This is a genomic window from Microbacterium sp. Gd 4-13, from assembly GCF_003095395.1.
GTDB lineage: Bacteria > Actinomycetota > Actinomycetes > Actinomycetales > Microbacteriaceae > Microbacterium.
Window position 1 is genome coordinate 118,488 of the sequence record NZ_QEIJ01000001.1, and the last position, 12,346, is coordinate 130,833.

At 71.2% G+C, this 12,346-nt stretch carries 13 protein-coding genes; 8 read left to right on the top strand and 5 right to left on the bottom strand.

Annotation, left to right across the window (positions count from 1 at the left end; all coding sequences use genetic code 11):
- Positions 1 to 58 precede the first annotated feature (58 nt).
- From DEA06_RS00510 to DEA06_RS00525, 4 genes are read left to right on the top strand one after another with little or no spacing between them, the layout of a single operon-like run.
- Positions 59 to 1,333 (top strand): TRAM domain-containing protein, encoded by a 1,275-nt coding sequence (locus DEA06_RS00510; RefSeq protein ID WP_116646017.1) that lies wholly within the window; start codon positions 59 to 61, stop codon positions 1,331 to 1,333.
- Positions 1,330 to 1,992 carry a response regulator transcription factor gene (locus DEA06_RS00515; RefSeq protein ID WP_116646018.1) on the top strand — a complete coding sequence of 221 codons (663 nt, stop codon included), beginning with the start codon at positions 1,330 to 1,332 and terminating at the stop codon, positions 1,990 to 1,992. Before DEA06_RS00510 ends, DEA06_RS00515 begins: the two co-directional genes overlap by 4 nt.
- Positions 1,985 to 3,238 (top strand): ATP-binding protein, encoded by a 1,254-nt coding sequence (locus DEA06_RS00520; protein WP_116646019.1) that lies wholly within the window; start codon positions 1,985 to 1,987, stop codon positions 3,236 to 3,238. Before DEA06_RS00515 ends, DEA06_RS00520 begins: the two co-directional genes overlap by 8 nt.
- A complete protein-coding gene (locus DEA06_RS00525; protein ID WP_240606747.1) occupies positions 3,235 to 4,257 on the top strand; it encodes a hypothetical protein in 1,023 nt (340 codons plus the stop codon). The genes DEA06_RS00520 and DEA06_RS00525 overlap by 4 nt, the downstream gene beginning before the upstream one ends.
- A 263-nt stretch (positions 4,258 to 4,520) precedes the next feature.
- On the opposite strand, the gene DEA06_RS00530 is transcribed toward DEA06_RS00525, so the two are convergent.
- The 3 genes from DEA06_RS00530 to DEA06_RS00540 all read right to left on the bottom strand — a co-directional run bounded on the left by DEA06_RS00530 (position 4,521) and on the right by DEA06_RS00540 (position 7,351).
- The gene (locus DEA06_RS00530; RefSeq protein WP_116646021.1) at positions 4,521 to 4,754 is read right to left on the bottom strand and encodes an acyl-CoA carboxylase subunit epsilon; all 234 of its coding nucleotides are present in this window, start codon (positions 4,752 to 4,754) and stop codon (positions 4,521 to 4,523) included.
- Positions 4,751 to 6,349, bottom strand: a complete 1,599-nt coding sequence (locus DEA06_RS00535; protein ID WP_116646022.1) for an acyl-CoA carboxylase subunit beta — start codon at positions 6,347 to 6,349, stop codon at positions 4,751 to 4,753. The genes DEA06_RS00530 and DEA06_RS00535 overlap by 4 nt, the downstream gene beginning before the upstream one ends.
- A gap of 117 nt (positions 6,350 to 6,466) precedes the next feature.
- On the bottom strand, positions 6,467 to 7,351 hold the full coding sequence (locus tag DEA06_RS00540) for a DUF559 domain-containing protein (RefSeq protein WP_116646023.1): 885 nt from the start codon (positions 7,349 to 7,351) through the stop codon (positions 6,467 to 6,469).
- A gap of 249 nt (positions 7,352 to 7,600) precedes the next feature.
- On the opposite strand from DEA06_RS00540, the gene DEA06_RS00545 reads away from it, so the two are divergent.
- The 3 genes from DEA06_RS00545 to DEA06_RS00555 all read left to right on the top strand — a co-directional run bounded on the left by DEA06_RS00545 (position 7,601) and on the right by DEA06_RS00555 (position 10,217).
- A complete protein-coding gene (locus DEA06_RS00545) occupies positions 7,601 to 8,395 on the top strand; it encodes a biotin--[acetyl-CoA-carboxylase] ligase (RefSeq protein ID WP_116646024.1) in 795 nt (264 codons plus the stop codon).
- Positions 8,396 to 8,470: 75 nt separating this feature from the next.
- Entirely contained in the window at positions 8,471 to 9,025 is a 555-nt protein-coding gene (locus DEA06_RS00550; protein WP_116646025.1) for a PH domain-containing protein, read from the top strand.
- Between the two features lie 55 nt (positions 9,026 to 9,080).
- Positions 9,081 to 10,217, top strand: a complete 1,137-nt coding sequence (locus DEA06_RS00555; protein ID WP_116646026.1) for a 5-(carboxyamino)imidazole ribonucleotide synthase — start codon at positions 9,081 to 9,083, stop codon at positions 10,215 to 10,217.
- A gap of 5 nt (positions 10,218 to 10,222) precedes the next feature.
- On the opposite strand, the gene DEA06_RS00560 is transcribed toward DEA06_RS00555, so the two are convergent.
- Positions 10,223 to 10,615: a PPOX class F420-dependent oxidoreductase gene (locus DEA06_RS00560; RefSeq protein ID WP_116646027.1), complete on the bottom strand. Its 393-nt coding sequence runs from the start codon at positions 10,613 to 10,615 to the stop codon at positions 10,223 to 10,225.
- 37 nt (positions 10,616 to 10,652) lie between these two features.
- Complete coding sequence (locus DEA06_RS00565; RefSeq protein ID WP_116646028.1) at positions 10,653 to 11,546, bottom strand: alpha/beta hydrolase; 894 nt, start codon at positions 11,544 to 11,546, stop codon at positions 10,653 to 10,655.
- A gap of 138 nt (positions 11,547 to 11,684) precedes the next feature.
- Between DEA06_RS00565 and DEA06_RS00570 the strand changes: the two genes are divergently transcribed.
- Positions 11,685 to 12,308, top strand: a complete 624-nt coding sequence (locus DEA06_RS00570; RefSeq protein ID WP_116646029.1) for a hypothetical protein — start codon at positions 11,685 to 11,687, stop codon at positions 12,306 to 12,308.
- Positions 12,309 to 12,346 lie beyond the last annotated feature (38 nt).

Genomic DNA, 12,346 nt, shown 5'->3' on the forward strand with positions numbered 1-12,346 from the left:
GCCGATTCTGCATCGCGTCGCGGTCGCCGCGGCGGTCGCGACGTGAAAAGCTCGGGGGATGCAATCAGGAGATCTCGTCGACCTCGACGTCACGGGGGTCGCTCACGGCGGCGTGTTCGTGGCCAGACACGAAGGCCGGGTCGTGTTCGTCCCCGACGCCATCCCCGGCGAGCGGGTGCGTGCGCGGCTCACCGATACGTCGAAGTCGTCGTTCTGGCGGGCCGAGGCCCTCGAGATCCTGGATGCGTCGCCTGACCGTCGCCCGCACATCTGGGGCGCGGCCGACATCTCCGTCGCCCCGGAGCGCCGAGCCGGTGGCGCCGACTTCGGTCACGTCGCCCTCGCCCGTCAGAGGCAGCTGAAGCTCGACGTCTTCGCCGACGCTCTGCAGCGCATCGGGCGGTTCACCGACTTCCCCGTGACGATGGAGGAGCCCTCGGCCGGCACACTCCCGGCCGAGACCGCCGACGGCACCGGGTGGCGCACCCGCGTCAGCCTCCACGTCGACGACGAGGGCCGTGTCGGCCCCTACGCTCCGCGCAGCAACACCGTCGTCGAGGTCGATGACCTCCCTCTCGCGACCGCGGCCGTCGAACGTGCCGCCCTGGGCCTGCGCTCCGGAGCCCCCGGGCGCATCGACCTGGTGCAACCCGCGGACGGACGCGTCCGCGTGCTCGCCCGACCCGACTCCGAGCGCCGAGCGTCGGGCATGCCGGAGGTCGTCGTCGAGCGCGTCGGAGACCGCGAGTTCCGTGTCGACGACCGGGGGTTCTGGCAGGTGCACCGCCTGGCCGCGCACACCCTCACCCGCATGGTGACCGAAGAGCTCGGCCGGATCGATCCCGACGCCTGGCACCTCGACCTCTACGGCGGGGTCGGACTCTTCGCCGCGACGCTCGGCGACCTGGGCGGCCCGGCGACGCGCGTGACATCGGTCGAGTCCGACGCACGCGCCACCGAGCACGCCGGTGAGAACCTCGCAGAGTGGGTGGGAGCCCGGGCCGAGACCGCGCGCGTCGACCGTTTCGTCTCGAAGCTCTCGGCCGAAGCATCCCCCCGCGAGCGTGACCGGCTCTCGCAGGGCGTGGTGCTCCTCGACCCGCCGCGCGCCGGCGCCGGTCGCGAGGTCGTGCGAGGAATCGCCGCGCTGTCGCCCGCGGTCGTCGCCTACGTCGCGTGCGACCCGGTGGCCCTCGCCCGCGACCTCCGCACGTTCGCCGACCTCGGCTACTCGGCGCGTCGCGGTGTGCGTGCCGTCGATCTGTTCCCGAACTCGCACCACGTCGAGGCGCTCGCTGTGCTGGAACGCGACACGGATACGATGTCGACATGACGCGAGTCGCGCTGATTGACGATCACGAGTCGGTGCGACTCGGACTCGAGGCCGCCTGCGCCGGCGAGGAATCGACCGCGGTCGTCTTCTCGGGAAGCAACGTGACCGAGTACCTGCAGTGGCGTCTGGCGGCCGATGAATCGCCCGCCGATGTCGTCGTGCTCGACCTCACGCTCGGCGACGGCACGACGGTCGCCGAGAACGTGCAGCGTCTCGTCGGCGACGGATCGAGTGTGCTGATCCACAGCGTCGCCGACCGCCCCGCCGCCGTGCGCGAGGCGTTGTCGTCGGGCGCCGCCGGAATCGTGAGCAAGGCGTCACCGATCCACGAAGTGATCGGTGCGATCCTCACGGTCGCCCGTGGCGAGCTGCTCAACAACGTCGAGTGGGCGAGCGCCGTCGAGGGCGACCGCGAGTTCGCCGACGCGCAGCTGTCCGTGCGCGAGCGCGAGGTGTTGCGGCTCTACGCGGCCGGGCTTCCGCTCAAGGTCGTCGCCGATCGGCTGGGTGTGGCGTATTCGACGGCCAAGGAGAACATCACTCGGGTCAGGGTCAAGTACGTCGAGGTCGGCAGGCCCGCCCCGACGAAGATCGACCTGCGATTGCGGGCCATGGAGGACGGCATCATCGGGCCGTCCGACGGAGAGCGCCATGGCTGAAGCGGGCAGGTCGGTGCTCGACGAGGCGTGGGGGCGCGTCCCCCACACTCGTGAGACCGCGGAAGGATACGGATCCTTCACCCGCACCCGCATCGAGCGCGTCAGCGAGCTGCTGATCGGCTCGGGCAGTTTCGTCTTCGCGCTGCAGGCGTTCGTCGCGGCCCTGGGTCCGGGCGACGAGCGCGAGGGCTGGCACACGCCGCTGGTCGCGGCCGTCTTCCTTCCCCTTGCCGCGATGATCGTGGCGTGTGTGGTGGGCCGATTCGCGCGGGTCTTCGCGGGGGTCTTCGTCGTCGTCTACATCGCGGTGCTCGCGCTCTGGCCGATCGCGACGGTGGGGTCGCAGCCGTCGCCGACCGAGGAGCCCTGGACCTTCTATCTGCTGACGGTGGCCACCGCCGCCACCGTCGTCGCGTCCCCGCTCTCCCTGCAGATCGCCGTGACCATCGCGGCGCCGCTGCTTTTCGGACTCACCCGCCTCATCCAGGGCGGCTTCGATGACGCCTTCTTCGTGCCCGTGGGGCTCGACGTGTCGTTCGCGATCATCCTCGGCAGTGTTCTGGTGGTGCTGGGGTGGACGTATCGCTCGGTCGCGGCGAACGTCGACGAGACCCGGGCGCGCGCCGTCGCGAGCTACGCGGCGGCGGCGGCCGCGGCGGCCACCGAGCGCGAGCGCGTCGCTGTCGCAGCCCTCATGCACGACAGCGTGCTCGGGGCGCTCCTCGCCGCTGAACGCGCCGGCACGCCGCGCGAGCGCACGCTCGCCGTCAGCATGGCCCGGGAGGCCCTGACCCGCCTCGCCAACGCGGAGAAGAACGCGTGGGAGGGCAGTGACGAGCCGGTGGATGCTGCGCACCTGGCCGACGAGATCGAGGCGGCCGCGCGCGAGATGGGCGTCGAGACCGCCGTCGTGCGGCGACTCGACGATGAGACGCCGCGTGTGCCGGGGCGCGTCGCGCGCGCGCTGGTGCTCGCCGCGATGCAGGCCGTCGCGAACGCCGTGCAGCACGCCGACGCCGCGGGGCTCGGTGTGGAGTTGCGCGGGCGTGCGGAGCCCGGTGGCGTCACCGTGCGGGTGCGCGACGCGGGCGGCGGGTTCGACATCGACCGCATCCCCGACGACCGCCTGGGCATCCGCGGGTCGATCCAGGCGCGTGTGACCGCGGTCGGAGGTCGCACCGAGATCGAATCGGGGACGAACGGCACGACGGTCACCCTCCACTGGGAGAGCGGTGATCGCTGGTGACCGTCCGCGGAATCGTCTCCGTCATCGGAGTGGCTTTCACGGCCTACCTGGCCGCTCGCGGGCTGCTGTTCACCGGAGCCGTCGACACGCCCTGGTTGACCTACCTCGCGCTGACGTTCTATCTCGTCGTCACCTGGACCGTGATCTTCTGGGGGTACCGGCCGGGCGCGGCGTCGACCGGCGCCGTCCCGCGCGCCACCCTGCCGCTGTGGCTCGCCCTGCTCTCCCTGGTCGCGGCGATCGTCGTCCCCAACGCGATCCTCTCGGCCGTGCCGGTCGAATCGCGCAGTCTCCCGTTCGCGACCTCGTTCATCGGGGGCATCGGTGCGCTGATGACGGTCGTCATGGTGCGCCGTCGTCCGGTGACCGCGTGGATCGGCGTGGGGCTCATGTCGGTGTCGGCCATCCTGTGGCTCGGCCCGCTCGCCGCGCTGAGCCTCGGCCTGCCGGGCTCGATCGTGTGGGTCGCCGCCGCTCAGCTGCTCATGTACGCCCTCGATCGGGCCGCCCGCGACACCGAGCAGCTGGCGAGCCTGCAACAGGCGGCGTCCGCGTGGCAGGCCTCACAGGTGGGGCGCCAGCGCGAGCGCCGGGTGCAGGTGCAGCGTGCCCTCCAGGCCGCCGGCCCCGTGCTGGGCCGCACGATCGAGACCGGGGGCAACCTTCGGCCGGACGAGCGGGTCGACGCCCGTCTGGCGGAGGGCCGCCTGCGCGACGAACTGCGGGGCCGCCGTCTTCTCGACGACGCCGTGCGGGCCGAGCTGGAGGCCGTGCGTCGTCGGGGCTCCGCGGTGACCATGTTCGACGAGGGCGGTCTCGAAGACCTCGACGACGCCGCGTTGGCGATCGTCCGCGCCGAGCTCGCCGAGACGCTGCGTGACGCCGCATCCACCCGTCTGATCATCCGCACTTCGCCGCACGCGCAGATCGCCATCACCGTCGTCGGGCGGTCGGGCGACGGGGAGAGCCTGTCCGACGAGGACAGCGTCGATCTCTGGCGCGAGATCCGCAGACCCTGACACACGAGGAGTCTTCTCCTCCACCGTCCTGGTAGGGGAGGGGTCCAGGACGGTGGAAGAGAAGAAAGAGAAGGCGAGGGGCGGCGAAGCCGCCCGCCCCTCGCCGTGCGAACGGTTACCCGAAAACCGTCCGCGGGACCGATCCTGGCTCTAATGAGCAGGTCGGCCGAACGCGTAATGCGTTCCAGCTCATTCAGTATCTGCGACCCGAACGCCCGCGTCTGTAGGTATTTCGGGGGACAAATGCTTAGCCTGTCGCCGGTTCAGCCGCTGAAGCCGCCCCAACGGCGTTCGCGGTCGAGGGGACGACGCAGGCCCCGTGCCGACAGTTCCCACCGCGAACGGGCGGGGGGTGCGACAACGGGTTCCGCAGACTCCTCGAGGTAGGCGCCGCCGACGACCGCGATCAGGGCGGCGAGCTCTTCGTCGGTCGGGTTTCCGCGCCGCACCCGGATGTCGGGCGGCGTCGCATCGCCGGCCGCCGTGCTCTCACTCACAGGGGGATGTTCCCGTGCTTCTTGGCAGGCTGGGTCGCACGCTTGTTGCGGAGGGCACGCAGAGCCTTCGCGATCGACACGCGCGTCTGGGCGGGTTCGATGATGCCGTCGAGCTCGCCGCGCTCGGCGGCGAGGAACGGCGAGGCCACGTTGTAGGTGTACTCGCTCGCGAGACGCGCCCGCACGGCGGCGACGTCTTCGCCGGCCTCCTCGGCGCGCTTGATCTCGCCGCGGTAGAGGATGTTGACAGCACCCTGCCCGCCCATGACGGCGATCTCGGCGGTCGGCCACGCGAGGTTGATGTCGGCGCCCAGCTGCTTCGAGCCCATGACGATGTACGCGCCGCCATACGCCTTGCGGAGGATGACGGTCACCAGGGGCACGGTCGCCTCGGCGTACGCGTAGAGCAGCTTCGCGCCGCGGCGGATGACGCCGGTCCACTCCTGGTCGGTGCCGGGCAGGTAGCCGGGCACGTCGACGAGGGTGACGATCGGCACTGAGAACGCGTCGCAGAACCGCACGAAGCGGCTGGCCTTCTCGCCTGCCTCGATGTTGAGTGTGCCGGCCATCTGCGACGGCTGGTTCGCGATGATGCCGACCGTCCGCCCCTCGACGCGACCGAACCCGATGACGATGTTGGGGGCGAAGAGCGGCTGCACCTCGAGGAACTCGCCGTCGTCCATCAGGTGACCGATCACGGTGTTGATGTCGTAGGGCTGGTTGGGGGAGTCGGGGATGACGGTGTTGAGCGACCGGTCAGCATCCGTCGTCTCGAACTCGAAACCGGAGTCGAACACGGGGATCTCGGCCATGTTGTTGTCGGGGAGGAACCCGAGCAGGGTGCGCGCGTAGTCGATCGCGTCGTCTTCGTCTTCGGCGAGGTAGTGCGCGACGCCCGAACGGGTGTTGTGCGTGTAGGCGCCGCCGAGCTCTTCCATGCCGACGTCCTCGCCGGTGACGGTCTTGATGACGTCGGGACCGGTGACGAACATCTGGCTCGTCTTGTCGACCATGATCACGAAGTCGGTGAGGGCGGGGGAGTAGACCGCACCGCCGGCTGCCGGACCCATGATGAGCGAGATCTGGGGGATGACGCCGGAGGCCGCGGTGTTCAGGCGGAAGATCTCGCCGTACTTGCCGAGAGCGACGACGCCCTCCTGGATGCGGGCGCCGCCGGAGTCGAGGATGCCGATGATCGGGATGCCGCTGCGCAGCGCGAGTTCCATGACCTTGATGATCTTGTCGCCGGCCGCCTCGCCGAGGGAGCCGCCGAAGGTGGAGAAGTCCTGCGCGTAGACGGCGACGGTGCGGCCGTGGATCGTTCCCGTGCCGGTCACGACGGAGTCGCCGTACGGGCGCGACTTGTCCATGCCGAACGCCGTCGTGCGGTGGCGGACGTACTCGTCGAGCTCGACGAACGAGCCCGGATCGACGAGCAGGGCGATGCGCTCGCGGGCGGTGAACTTGCCCTTCGCGTGCTGCTTGGCTTGGGCCGCGGCCTCGGCGTCGACGACCGCCTCCTGGTACCTCGTGCGGAGGTCGGCGATCTTGCCGGCGGTGGTCGCGTGGTCGGGCTGCTCTGTCACGCGTTCCACACTAGCGGCGGGCTCCCTGTCGGCCTTGGAGGGTGCGCACAACGACTCGCCGAATCCCCTGTCGCCCAGCGCATGTCGGTGAGTTCGGCGCGATTCGGTGCGTATTGCTGTTCACGGTCACCGAAGAGCGCCGAACTGACCGATTCGGGTGGGGCGGGTCACCGCGCGAGGTGAAGATTCTGCGCCATGGCGGCCAGGATGGTGGCCTCCACCCGGGGCCAGTCGTCGACGATCGCGGTAATCGAAACGCAGCACGGTGTATCCGAGCAACCGCAGCCGGCGGTCGTGGGCGATGTCGGATCGACGTTGTCTCGGATCGGAGTGGTGGGCGAAGCCATCGATCTGCACGACGAGCCTCGCACCGATGAGGCCGTCGACATGATGGCCGTCGATCTTGACCTGCTGTCGTACCAGGACGCCTCGCCTCCGCATCCGTGAGACGAAGTAGGTCTCGAGGCCGGAGTGCGACAGAGCGGTGGTCTCGTCGCGGAGCGCCCGAGCCCGCTCGCCGCGCCAGTCGATCGCCCCGATGCTCTCGACAGTGATGAGGCGGGCGCGCACCGCCGATTCCCAGATCGCGAGGGCTTGTTCGTGAGGACGACAGACCGCGACGGCGGCGAGCATGTTCTCGACCGCATCGATGAGAAGCCGCCGGGGGCGCGCAACGATGCCGGCGCCCCAGTGTCCGTGTGCGGCGGGTGGTGACCTGCGCGCTCCTCTTGGCACCGCCAGGTGGACCGTGGGGTCGTCGTCGGCCCGCCAGAGCGTGCGCAGCGATGCCGCGGAGACGCACGTCACCGCGCAGCCGGTTCGGGCGGCGACCAGCAGTTCCGGGGGTGCGCCGGGAATCAGCACCCAGTCGCGGCCCGCTCGCACCAGCCCTTCCCTCTGGACGGCCGCACGAATGGCGTCGGGGCGCCACCCCGCCTCGCGGACCTCCGCAAGATGGATGTAACCGCGCGCGGCGACGAGTGGCCGTAATGATCTCGTGCTCGAACCCATCCGCCCACCGTTGCGGCGTGCTCGCGGTGTGGGGATGCAGGAGGGGGTGAATGGGGAGAGATCCCCTCACAGATCGGCTGGGGAGGACACGTCCCCTCTTTCCACTCTGCGGTGAAATCGGCCCGATTCGGTGCGTGTCTACCTGGACGCGCACCGACTCCGGCCGATTTCACCGATTCGGGCGGCGACGGCGGCCGCGGACTGTCAACCGCGGATGCTGCGCGGCGCTCGTCCGCGTAGGGTGTGGCCATGCCGATCCCCGCCGAGGGCTACCCGCTCGCCGCCGCCGTCAGTCCGCGCCTGCAGGTGGTCGAGACCACCGATTCGACCAACGCCGATGCGGTCGCCGCCGCATCCGCCGACCCCGAGGGATGGCCGCACCTGGCCGCGCTCGTCACGACCGACCAGCGCGCCGGACGCGGGCGGCTGGGTCGCACCTGGACCGCGCCGCCGGGCACCGCCCTCGCCGTCTCGGTGCTCGTGCGGGTCGAGGGGCTCCCCGCCGCGTCGCGCGGGTGGATCCCGCTCATCGCGGGGGCGGCCATGACCCGTGCGGTGGCCGCGCAGCTGAAGGGCACCGGCAACACCGCCCAGCTGAAGTGGCCGAACGACGTGCTCGTCGACGGCGCGAAGATCTGCGGCATCCTCGCCGAAGCGCTTCCCGGCACGATGGATGCCGTCGTCGTCGGCGCCGGCGTCAACACCCATATGACGCGCGCCGACCTCCCCGTCTCGACGGCGACGTCGTTCGCCGCCATCGGGGCGGAGTGCGACGACGACCGGCTACTGGCCGATTTCCTCCGCGCGCTCGACGAGCAGCTGCAGGCGCTCATCGGCGCCGGCGGTGATGCCTCCGCGGCGAACGTGCGGGGCGAGGTCGAGAGCCTCTGCGCGACGGTCGGACGCGACGTCGTCGTGTCGCTGCCCGACGACAGGGCGCTCGAGGGCCGCGCGCAGCGCATCGACCCCGACGGGCGCCTCGTCGTGGTGGTCGACGGTGTGGAGACGCCGGTCGCGGCCGGCGACGTGCAGCACGTGCGCTGAGCGGTCCGCCGCCGCGTTGAGCGGCGTGCCGCGTGGGATCACCCCGACGTCGGCGGGGAGGGTGACAATGAGAGCGTGACCCAGCCGACGACCCTCGGGGGGCGCCCGCTGATGCCGGCGCCCGGCGCACCGACGCCCGAGCTGCGTGTGGCGCGACTCCGGCCGCGCGCGACCCGGCTGTTCTGGTCGGCCGTCGTGCTCATCGCCGTCGCGGGCGGTGTCGGGTACTTCTACGACAACCTGCGCGAGCCGTTCGCCGATTGGATGCTGCTGAGCGCGGCCGGTGCGGTCGTGTTCCTTCTCGTCGTGCTCCCGTTCCTCAGCTGGTGGGCGCAGCGCTACACGATCACCACGCGCCGCGTGATCGCCCGGTCGGGCCCGTTCGGCCGTCGCCGCGCCGAGCTGTCCCACGTGCGCGGCTATACCGTGCAGCTCAAGCGCGGAATCCTGCAGCGCATCGGCGGTGGGGGAACCCTGGTGCTCTCGAACGGCGTCGACGCACCCGTGCGGCTGCGTCGCATCGCGAACGTCGCCCTCGTCTACGAAGTGCTGGTCGACCAGGTAGAGGTCAACCAGATCCTGGCCCACCGCGACTCGCAGAGCCTGACGCCTCCGCCGCTGCCCTCCTGACCACCGCGCGCGAGTGCGCCAAGATGGGAACGACGGACTCGAACGAGGGAGTGGCATGACGCTGCGTGTGGGTGTGGTCGGCGGTGGCCAGTTGGCACGGATGATGATCGCGCCCGCGGTCGAACTCGGCATCGAGGTGCGCGTGCTCGCCGAGGAGACCGGTATGGCCGCGGCGCTCGCGGCCACGGCCGTCGGCGATTACCGCGACACCGAGACGGTGCTCGCGTTCGCCCGCGACGTCGACGTCATCACGTTCGACCACGAGCACGTGCCGCAGGAGGTGCTCGCTGCCCTGGTCGACGCCGGCGTCGCCGTGCACCCCGGTCCGAGTGCCCTGGCGGTCGCCCAGGACAAGCTGGTGCTGCGGGCGCGGATGGCCGAGCTCGGTATGCCGCAGCCCGATTGGGCAGCGGTGTCCGACGCCGCTCAGCTGCAGGAGTTCATCGACGCCCACGGCGGGCGTGCGGTCGTGAAGACCCCCCGCGGCGGATACGACGGCAAGGGGGTGCGCGTCGTCTCGGCCGCGACCGAGGCGGCGGACTGGTTCGCCGCACTCGCCGAAGACGCGCGCGGCGGCGACCTGCTCGTGGAGGAGCTCGTCGACTTCTCGCGCGAGCTCGCCCAGCAGATCGCGCGTCGCCCGTCCGGGGGCATGCGGGCGTTCCCGCTCGTCGAGACGGTGCAACGCGACGGCGTGTGCGTGGAGGTCGTCGCCCCGGCGCCCGGGGCGAGCGAGCGTTTGGCGCTCGCGGCGGAGGACATCGGGATGGCGATCGCCGAGGGGATCGGGGTCACCGGGATGCTGGCGGTCGAGCTGTTCGAGACCGTCGACGGCCGCATCCTCGTCAACGAGCTCGCGATGCGCCCGCACAACAGCGGCCACTGGACCCAGGACGGCGCCGTGACGAGCCAGTTCGAGCAGCATCTGCGTGCCGTGCTCGATCTGCCGTTCGGGGCGACCGAGGCGACCCGTCCCTGGACCGTGATGGTCAACATCCTCGGCGGCCCCGCGCAGGGCGGGCTCGACGAGCGCTTCGACGCGGCGATGTCATCGCACCCCGCGGCCAAGATCCACACCTACGGCAAGGCCCCACGGCCCGGTCGCAAGGTGGGGCACGTCACGGTGGCCGGCGACGACCTCGACGACGTCGTGTACGAGGCCCGCGCCGCAGCATCCGTGTTCCTGGACTGACCCCGCTACCCCTGGCCGCTGATGCTGTCGGCGGCGATCGTGAGGATGATGCGCTGCTGGTCGCGTCCGCCGTACCAGGGGTAGGGCTGACCGGTGTACTTCTGCGACAGGGCCTCGATGCTCTCGGCCCCGCCCTCGGTCGTCATCTCGACGACCCTGCCGCGCACCTGGATGTAGCGGAACGGGTTCGACGGATCCTGGATCGCGACCGCCACGCGCGGGTCGCGCTCGACGTTGCGCACCTTCACGAAACCGACGACCGTGTTGATCACGACATGCTCGCCGTCGGTGTCGACCCACGTCTCGGTCACCTGGGGCGACCCGTCGGGCATGATCGTGGACAGGAAGCAGGGGCTCGGCTGGCGCAGCAGGTCGAGCAGGGCATCGGGCAGTGTCATCGGGTCTCCTCGAAGAGTGGGCTCTCAGTCTGAGCCCTCACCGGGCGTGAAGATCGCCCGACGCGCAATCGTGCATCGCGCGCACCGTTTCGGCGATCCGCCCGAAATGGCGCATGTGGACGTTGTGGAAGCGGTCGCCCGACAGTCGATGCGTCGCGTTCGGGTAGCGCCGCGCGACCGCATCGTGCATCGTGATCCACCCTCGGCCGTAGGTGCCGGTGGTGAGCAGCGCCACCGGCAGGTCGCCGTGCACCGCGTCTGCGAGTTCGGACGCCGCCGCCACGGTTCCGGGGAGCACCGCGCGCATCTCGTCGACCGCGTCGCCGAGGAAGAGGGCGGCCACCGCGCTGTGCCATTCGTCGCGTGCCCGCGGCGTGAGGGCCTCCAGGAACGGCCCGCGGCCGGGGTAGAGCGGCAGGGCGTTCCGGCGTACCAGGCGCGCGAAAAGAGGAGGGGGCAGCATCCGCCGCGCCGTGGCGATGCTCTCGGCGTAGAGGCGGTACCCCCGGCGGCGCACCGGGTCGGAGGCGAGAAGGTCGGGCGTCGCGTCGAGCATCACGAGCCCGGCGACCCGCGCGGGGTGCCGCGCGGCGTAGACGCGTGCGATGAGAGCGCCGAACGAGTGGCCGACCAGCAGCACGCGAGGTTCCGGCGCGAGCGCGGCGAGCACGCCGTCGAGCTCCGCGACGAGGCCGTCGATCGTGCGCGGGGATCCGGGGGCGCTCGCTCCGATCCCCGAGCGCTCGTACGAGATCACCCGGGCCGTGCGCGCGAGGAGCGTTTGGAGAGGCAGCCACGATCGGGCGGTGTCGCCCGCCCCGGTGAGGAGCACCACGACCGGTGTACCGCCCGCGCCCGCGTCGAAGACCTCGACCCGCCGGCCGCCGACATCGACGAATGCCCCATCGAGGGGCGCGACGCGGGTATCCATCGCCGAGCAGTCTAGGCAGCCGACCCGACGATCGAGCCGGATGCTCGTGCGAGCTCGGCGACCGGAGGGCGGGCCGGTGCGTCGACGCGGGTGGGTCGGGCCGGTCGACTACTGTCGAGCACGACCCCAGGAGGCGCCATGTTCCGCAGCCGTTCGACGATCGGTGTGACCACCCTGCTGCTCGCCGTCGTGCTCTCCGGATGCGTCGCCGAATCGGCGACCACCCCGTCCGGAGCGCCGGCCTCGTCGACGCCGACATCGTCTGCGACCGCAGACCCGACGCCGACCGCCACCGCCTCCGAGACGCCTGCCGGCATCGCCGTGCCCGACGACTGTGCGCAGGTCTACTCGCCGGCGATGATGTCGTCGTTGGAGCAGGAGGGCCTGCCGCTGAACGATCCGGCCGTGACGATGCTGGCGACCCAGAACGCAGTACTCCTGGGCGACCTCGAGACCCTGCCCACCCTCCGCTGCTCGTGGGGCGCTCCCGGCACCGTCGGGATCACGACGAACGTCACCGTCGTCGACGCGGCGCAGGCCGCAGCGATCGAGACGGAGCTCGCCGAAGGCGGGTTCGGCTGCGGCGACCAGGGCGGCGCGCGCATCTGCAGCATCGAACAACGCGGGGTGAGCCTCGACGACGTCCCGTACGTCCGCGGAGAGACGCATGCGCTCCGGGGCAGCGTCTGGGTGGCGACCTCCTGGCTGAACCGCCCTCTCGACGGGTACGTCGAAGACATCCTCGCCACCCTGGGAGCCTGACCGCTCCACGGGGCGGCGACAGGGGCCTCCGCGCCCGA

Excerpts from the sequence above, each read along its gene's own strand:
- DEA06_RS00565 (WP_116646028.1), bottom strand. The coding sequence starts at position 11,546 with ATGGATACCCGCGTCGCGCCCCTCGATGGGGCATTCGTCGATGTCGGC.
- DEA06_RS00540 (WP_116646023.1), bottom strand. The coding sequence starts at position 7,351 with ATGGGTTCGAGCACGAGATCATTACGGCCACTCGTCGCCGCGCGCGGT.
- DEA06_RS00515 (WP_116646018.1), top strand. The coding sequence starts at position 1,330 with ATGACGCGAGTCGCGCTGATTGACGATCACGAGTCGGTGCGACTCGGA.
- DEA06_RS00510 (WP_116646017.1), top strand. The coding sequence starts at position 59 with ATGCAATCAGGAGATCTCGTCGACCTCGACGTCACGGGGGTCGCTCAC.
- DEA06_RS00570 (WP_116646029.1), top strand. The coding sequence starts at position 11,685 with ATGTTCCGCAGCCGTTCGACGATCGGTGTGACCACCCTGCTGCTCGCC.
- DEA06_RS00560 (WP_116646027.1), bottom strand. The coding sequence starts at position 10,615 with ATGACACTGCCCGATGCCCTGCTCGACCTGCTGCGCCAGCCGAGCCCC.
- DEA06_RS00520 (WP_116646019.1), top strand. The coding sequence starts at position 1,985 with ATGGCTGAAGCGGGCAGGTCGGTGCTCGACGAGGCGTGGGGGCGCGTC.
- DEA06_RS00555 (WP_116646026.1), top strand. The coding sequence starts at position 9,081 with ATGACGCTGCGTGTGGGTGTGGTCGGCGGTGGCCAGTTGGCACGGATG.
- DEA06_RS00545 (WP_116646024.1), top strand. The coding sequence starts at position 7,601 with ATGCCGATCCCCGCCGAGGGCTACCCGCTCGCCGCCGCCGTCAGTCCG.